This window comes from Cyanobium sp. BA20m-p-22 (assembly GCF_024346275.1).
In the GTDB taxonomy this organism is placed as follows: domain Bacteria; phylum Cyanobacteriota; class Cyanobacteriia; order PCC-6307; family Cyanobiaceae; genus Cyanobium_A.
Genome location: NZ_JAGQCQ010000248.1, coordinates 1 through 5,684 on the forward strand (window position 1 = coordinate 1; position 5,684 = coordinate 5,684).

The following is a 5,684-nucleotide window of genomic DNA, read 5'->3' on the forward strand; positions in this document are numbered from 1 at the left end:
TGATCCGCCGCCTGCCGCCCCGCCCCAAGCAGCTCGTCACCGACCTGATCGCCTTCACCGTCTACTGGCCCCTCTCCCGCCTCGCATCCCTGGCAGAAGCCGCTGGCCTGCCCGTGGCCTCCTTCCCCTTGAGCTACTACCGCCACTGCAGCCTCTACACCCTCCGCACCGACGCCCGCGATCGCTTCGGCACCCCCCTGGAGCAGCGCTTCAGCCGCGCCCAGATTCGTGCGATGTGCAGCGCCGCCGGGTTGGTGGAGCAGCGCTTTTCGCCGCGGGCGCCTTATTGGTGTGTGGTGGGGGTTAAGGCACATGAGGCGGCCCCGGCCGCTTGAGGTTGTCCCTCGCCCGAGAGAAGCAAAGCCAGCGCGGATGCACTGCCAAGTACTGGTGTACTATAAATTGAGCAGCGAGGGCTCGGCGTGGGTAGGGTTTGGCTCTTCGACCTTCAAGGCTCGATCACGCTCCTAGCCGGCGCGTTGCTTGCCCTGATCACGCTGTTCACCTCCTACGGCCATGTCGACATCCCAGGTGTTGGATCCATCCAGCTCAATCAGCAAGCAGGAGTTTTACTCATCATTGCCTCGCTGGCGACGCTGGCTGGCGATGTTGAACTGGCGACCCGTCGTCGACTACGAGCTGAGAGAGATCGAATTCGATCGGAAAGAAATCGAATACAAGCTGAGAATGCAGCAGCTGAAGATCGAAGAACAGCAGCGGCAGATCGCTCACGAGCAGAGGATGAAGCAGCTCGAGAGCGAAATCGCGCAGATCGAGAAAGAAACCGCGCGGCTCGACGAGCTCAACTCCAAAATCGATACGCTCTTTTCCAGCTCCAGCACCAACTCGAGCCAGAACACACCAGACTCCGAGGCTTGATCGGCTTCCTCTTGGAATATGGCCAATTCGCGTGAGGGCTGCAAGTCGGTAGAGAGCCTCCGTGAAGGTGCACCATTCGACCCCAAAGGCCCAAGCAACTCATCTAGGCGGAACGTCCTGCAGGATCCGAGCGAAGCCCACCCAAATCCCGGCGCACCTCTGCTCCGCCGCCTGCCACCCCGCCCCAAGCAGCTCGTCACCGATCTGATTGCCCTCACCGTGTACTGGTCCCTCTCCCGCCTGGCATCCCTGGCAGAAGCCGCCCGCCTGCCTGTCGCCTCCTTCCCCCTGAGCTACTACCGCCACTGCAGCCTCTACACCCTCCGCACCGACGCCCGCGACCGCTTCGGCACGCCACTGGAGCAGCGCTTCAGCCGCGCCCAGATCCGCGAGATGTGCAGCGCCGCCAACCTGGTGGATATGCGCTTTTCGTCGCGGGCTCCTTACTGGTGTGTGGTTGGGTTCAAGGCTGACAACTGATGTGCGGTATCGCTGGCCTGTCCGTCCTTTCTATTCAAGCTCCTGCAGATCTTGTGCCGATAGCTGCACGCATGGGTGCTGCGATTGCCCATCGCGGGCCAGACGCGGCTGGCACCTGGCAGCACCCAGCTCTCGGCGTAGCCCTTGCCCATCAGCGCTTGGCGATTCTCGATCTCTCGCCAGCGGGCCACCAGCCGATGGCCAGCGCTTCCGGTCGCTATGTGATCGCCTTCAACGGCGAGATATACAACCATCAGCAGCTGCGTCGCGTCCTCGATGCTGCCGGGTTGGCTCCAACCTGGCGCGGCCATGCCGACACCGAAACCCTGCTGGCCGCCATCGAGGCCTGGGGGCTGGAAGGTGCGCTGCAGCGCTGCGCCGGCATGTGGGCCCTGGCCCTGGTGGATCAGCATCAGCGGGTGCTGCATCTGGCCCGCGATCGCTTTGGCGAAAAGCCCCTCTATTGGGGGCTCAGCGGCAGCGGCACCAGCCAGGTGCTGCTGTTTTGCTCTGAACTCGCTTCCCTAAGGGCCTATCCAGGCTTCAACAACGCTATCGATCGCGCGGCCCTGGCCCAGCTGCTGCGTTTTGGCCAGGTGCCCGCACCCCTGTCCATCTATGCCGGCATCGCCAAGCTGCGAGCTGGCCACTGGGTTTCGATCCCCTTGCCCCTGACCCCTGGGGCGTCGCTGCCCCGCAGCCAGCCCTGGTGGCAGCTCAGTTCCGTGATTGAGGCGGGCAGCACCGCTGCCTTTCAGAGCGACGCCGAGGCCCTGGATGCCCTGGAGCAGAGTCTCAGCCTGGCCGTGGCCGAGCAGGCGATCGCCGATGTGCCGCTGGGGGCCTTTCTCTCCGGAGGGATCGATTCCTCCCTGATCGCAGCCCTGCTGCAGCGCCAGAGCAGCCAGCCGCTGCGCACCTTCACCATCGGCTTTGAAGAAGCCGGCTTCAACGAAGCTCCCTATGCCCGGGCGGTGGCCGAGCACCTGGGCACCAGCCACAGCGAAACCCTGCTCACCAGCGCCGATGCCCGCGCCCTGATCCCCCAGCTGCCCCAGCTCTACTGCGAGCCCTTTGCCGATTCCTCCCAGTTGCCCACCCATCTGGTGTGCCGAGCAGCTCGGCAGGCCGGCCTCACGGTTGCCCTCAGCGGCGATGGCGGCGATGAGCTCTTTGGGGGATACAACCGCTATTTCTGGGGTCCGCGCATCTGGAATCGCCTGGCCTGGCTGCCCGGCCCGCTGCGCCGCGGCCTGGGCCGCGCCATCACCGCCTTGCCCCCGCCGGCCTGGGATGCCCTGGGCCAGCCGTTGCCGATTGGCCAGTTGGGCCACAAGGCCCACAAGCTCGCCGCCCGCCTGCGGTACGTGCGCAGCAGCGACGATCTCTACCGTTCCTTGGTGAGTGAGTGGCGTGATCCAGCCCAGCTGCTGCAAGGCGAGCCCCCCGATCTCGAACCCACGGCCATCGATCAGCCCCTGCCCGCTTGCCTCTCCAGCGATCCCATCGCCCGCATGATGGCCTGGGACTCCCTCAGCTACCTGCCCGACGACATCCTGGTGAAAGTGGACCGTGCCGCCATGGCCGTGGGCCTGGAAACCCGCGCTCCCTTCCTCGATCACCGCGTGGCCCAAGTGGCCTGGCGGCTGCCCATGGCCATGAAAATCCGCGGCAACACCAGCAAGTGGGCCCTGCGCCAGATCCTCTACAAACATGTGCCCAAGGAGCTGATCGAGCGCCCCAAAGCCGGCTTTGCCATGCCGATCGGCCAGTGGCTGCGCGGCCCCTTGCGTGCCTGGGCCAGCGAGCTGCTCCACCCCGATCGCCTCAGCCAGGAGGGCTACCTGCGCCCCGAGCCGATCACCCGACTCTGGCAGCAGCACCTCAGCGGCCGTTACGACCACACCACCAAACTCTGGAGCGTGCTGATGTGGCAAGCGTGGTTCGAGCAGTGGGGGTAATCCCGTTATCAACCCATGGCTCTTTGCATGAAGGCATCAAACAGCGGCACCGTGAAGGCCGTCATGCCGTGCGCATGGCTCCACACCATTCCCTTGCGAATCAGCCCACTGCGCAATGGCCCTGTACGTTCGACCTTCAACCCCATCGCCTCGGCAATGGCGCCCGAACGCTGGGGGCCAGCCCCCAGCTGAGCCATGGCATTCAGGTACGCCTGTTCACGGGGGGTGAGCCGATCAAACCGCACTCGAAAAAAGTTGCTGTCCAGCGCTGCCAGAGCCGTTCGGCTCGCTTCCAGCACATCGTTCAGGCTGATCTCTGGCCCGTTGGCCTGGTTCCAAGTGTGTTTGCCCCACTCTTGCAGGAAATAGGGGTAGCCCTCGGTGACCCGCACAATCTCGGCCAGCGCCTCTGCCGTGATGCCGGCGCCTTCGTCGCGAATCGGATCTGCAATCGCCTGTCCTGCCGCCTGCAGATCCAGGGCTCCCACTCCTGGGAAGTCAAACAGGCGTTCGGCATACGACTTGGCCTCCCCTGCCAGAGCAGCCAGCTGGGGCAGGCCCGCCCCGAACAGGATCATTGGCAGGCCCTTCTGGGCAATCCGATGCAGAGCCACAATCAGCCCCCGCAGCTCGTCTTCGGTTAGGTACTGCACCTCATCGATCAGGATCACCACACTGGTACCAGCCGCCTGCGCCGCCCGGGCAATGCTCAGCAGCAGCTCTGGAAGATCAACCTCCAGATTGCCGCTGTCGGCGCGCACCGGTTCGCTCAGCCCCAGCTTCACCTCACCCACACTCACTTTGAAGGCCCCGGCAAATCCCCGCAGGGCCGCCATTGCTTCGCTGGCCCACGCCCTGGCCTGCTCCACCCGATCGAGCCGCAGCAGCATGCTCTTGAGAGCAGGCACCAGATAGGTGGCCAGAGGGCGTCCTTCCGGCGCCTCCAATTGGGCCTGCTCATAGCCAATCGATTCCGCCAGCTCCGCAATGCGGTTGAGCAGCACGGTTTTGCCCACACCCCGCAGCCCGAGCAGCATCTGACTCTTTTCAGCCCGCCCGAGCCGCACGCGCCGCAAGGCCAATTCCGCAGCCTCCAGCAGCGCCGAACGTCCGGCCAGCTCAGGTGGCCTCGAGCCCGCGCCCGGAGCGAACGGATTACGCAGTGGGTCCATGGGTAGCCAGACCCGGTCGGTCCTGAACTTGAAAGATCTGTGGCGATCTTACCAAGCTATAGGCATCTTTTTCTGCTCCGCTCTTTGGCTGACATGCGAGCTGAGTGGCTTGCTGCATCCCGGCGCTTGGCTGCTGATCGGCCGTTGAGGCACCAGCCCAACCTCGGCCCCTGGTCCTTCGCCAGCTGCGGTTCCGGCCGCTGGGCCCGCTTCGTGGCGCCCCGCGTGGGCCGGTTGCACTGCATCGATCCCTCCAGCGCCCTGGCCGTAGCCAGAAGCACCCTGGCCGATCAGCCCAATGTGCAGTTCCACCAGGCCTCCGTGGCCACCCGCGGCCTGCTGCCGAACAGTCAAGACTTCGGGTACAGCCTTGGCGTGCTCCACCACGTCCCCAACTCCGCCGCCGCGATCCGCTCCTGCGCGCAGCTGCTCAAACCTGGCGCACCGCTGCTGCTCTACCTCTATTACGCCACAGGCAACCGCCCCCGCTGGTTCCGCCTGCTCTGGCACCTCTCCAACGCCGCCCGCCTGCTGATCCGCCGCCTGCCGCCCCGCCCCAAGCAGCTCGTCACCGACCTGATCGCCCTCACCGTCTACTGGCCCCTCTCCCGCCTTGCATCCCTTGCAGAAGCCGCCACTGCAGCTTCTACACCCTCCGCACCGACGCCCGCGATCGCTTCGGCACGCCGCTAGAGCAGCGCTTCAGCCGCGCCCAGATCCGTGCCATGTGCAGCGCTGCTGGGCTGGTGGACCTGCGCTTTTCGCCGCGGGCGCCCTATTGGTGTGTGGTGGGGGTTAAGGGGCACGCGGCAGGGGGAAGCCCAGCTGGCGCGGACGCGCTGGCAAGTACTGCTGTACTATGAATTGAGCAACGAGGGCTCGGCGTGGGTAGGGTTTGGCTCTTCGATATTCAGGGCTGGATCACCATCATCATCGGCGGCCTGCTGGCGCTGATCACCCTCTTCTCGTCTTACAGCCATGTCCACGTCCCCTTCTCTGGAAACGTCGCCCTTAACCCGCAAGCAGGAGTACTACTCCTCTTTGCCCTGGTTCCGGCGTTGCTTAGCGATGTTGAACTGGCGACCCGTCGTCGACTACGAGCTGAGAGAGATCGAGTTCGATCGGAAAGAAATCGAATACAAGCTGAGAATGCAGCAGCTGCAGAACGAGAGCGAGCAGCTGAGGATCGAAC

Annotated in this window: 7 protein-coding genes; 6 read left to right on the forward strand and 1 reads right to left on the reverse strand. The window is 64.7% G+C overall.

Annotated features, from left to right (window positions below; all coding sequences use genetic code 11):
* The 4 genes from KBZ15_RS17145 to asnB all read left to right on the forward strand — a co-directional run.
* Nucleotides 1-335 (forward strand): hypothetical protein (locus tag KBZ15_RS17145; protein ID WP_255016434.1); only part of this gene is annotated, 335 nt, incomplete at its 5' end.
* Nucleotides 336-516: 181 nt separating this feature from the next.
* Nucleotides 517-879: a hypothetical protein gene (locus KBZ15_RS17150; protein WP_255016435.1), complete on the forward strand. Its 363-nt coding sequence runs from the start codon at nucleotides 517-519 to the stop codon at nucleotides 877-879.
* 18 nt (nucleotides 880-897) lie between these two features.
* On the forward strand, nucleotides 898-1,359 hold the full coding sequence (locus KBZ15_RS17155; protein ID WP_255016437.1) for a hypothetical protein: 462 nt from the start codon (nucleotides 898-900) through the stop codon (nucleotides 1,357-1,359).
* Nucleotides 1,359-3,320 (forward strand): asparagine synthase (glutamine-hydrolyzing), encoded by a 1,962-nt coding sequence (gene asnB / locus KBZ15_RS17160; RefSeq protein WP_255016438.1) that lies wholly within the window; start codon nucleotides 1,359-1,361, stop codon nucleotides 3,318-3,320. Before KBZ15_RS17155 ends, asnB begins: the two co-directional genes overlap by 1 nt.
* An 8-nt stretch (nucleotides 3,321-3,328) precedes the next feature.
* Here the strand turns inward: asnB and KBZ15_RS17165 are convergent, their stop codons facing one another.
* Nucleotides 3,329-4,492 carry an ATP-binding protein gene (locus KBZ15_RS17165; protein WP_255016439.1) on the reverse strand — a complete coding sequence of 388 codons (1,164 nt, stop codon included), beginning with the start codon at nucleotides 4,490-4,492 and terminating at the stop codon, nucleotides 3,329-3,331.
* A gap of 126 nt (nucleotides 4,493-4,618) precedes the next feature.
* Between KBZ15_RS17165 and KBZ15_RS17170 the strand changes: the two genes are divergently transcribed.
* Both KBZ15_RS17170 and KBZ15_RS17175 read left to right on the forward strand, forming a co-directional pair.
* Nucleotides 4,619-5,185 carry a bifunctional 2-polyprenyl-6-hydroxyphenol methylase/3-demethylubiquinol 3-O-methyltransferase UbiG gene (locus KBZ15_RS17170; protein WP_255016440.1) on the forward strand — a complete coding sequence of 189 codons (567 nt, stop codon included), beginning with the start codon at nucleotides 4,619-4,621 and terminating at the stop codon, nucleotides 5,183-5,185.
* A 285-nt stretch (nucleotides 5,186-5,470) separates the two neighbouring features.
* Nucleotides 5,471-5,684: hypothetical protein (locus tag KBZ15_RS17175; RefSeq protein WP_255016442.1), on the forward strand; the 214-nt coding region annotated here is incomplete at its 3' end.

Coding starts and splice junctions, on each gene's coding strand:
- asnB (WP_255016438.1), top strand. CDS start 1,359: ATGTGCGGTATCGCTGGCCTGTCCGTCCTTTCTATTCAAGCTCCTGCA.
- KBZ15_RS17165 (WP_255016439.1), bottom strand. CDS start 4,492: ATGGACCCACTGCGTAATCCGTTCGCTCCGGGCGCGGGCTCGAGGCCA.
- KBZ15_RS17155 (WP_255016437.1), top strand. CDS start 898: ATGGCCAATTCGCGTGAGGGCTGCAAGTCGGTAGAGAGCCTCCGTGAA.
- KBZ15_RS17150 (WP_255016435.1), top strand. CDS start 517: ATGTCGACATCCCAGGTGTTGGATCCATCCAGCTCAATCAGCAAGCAG.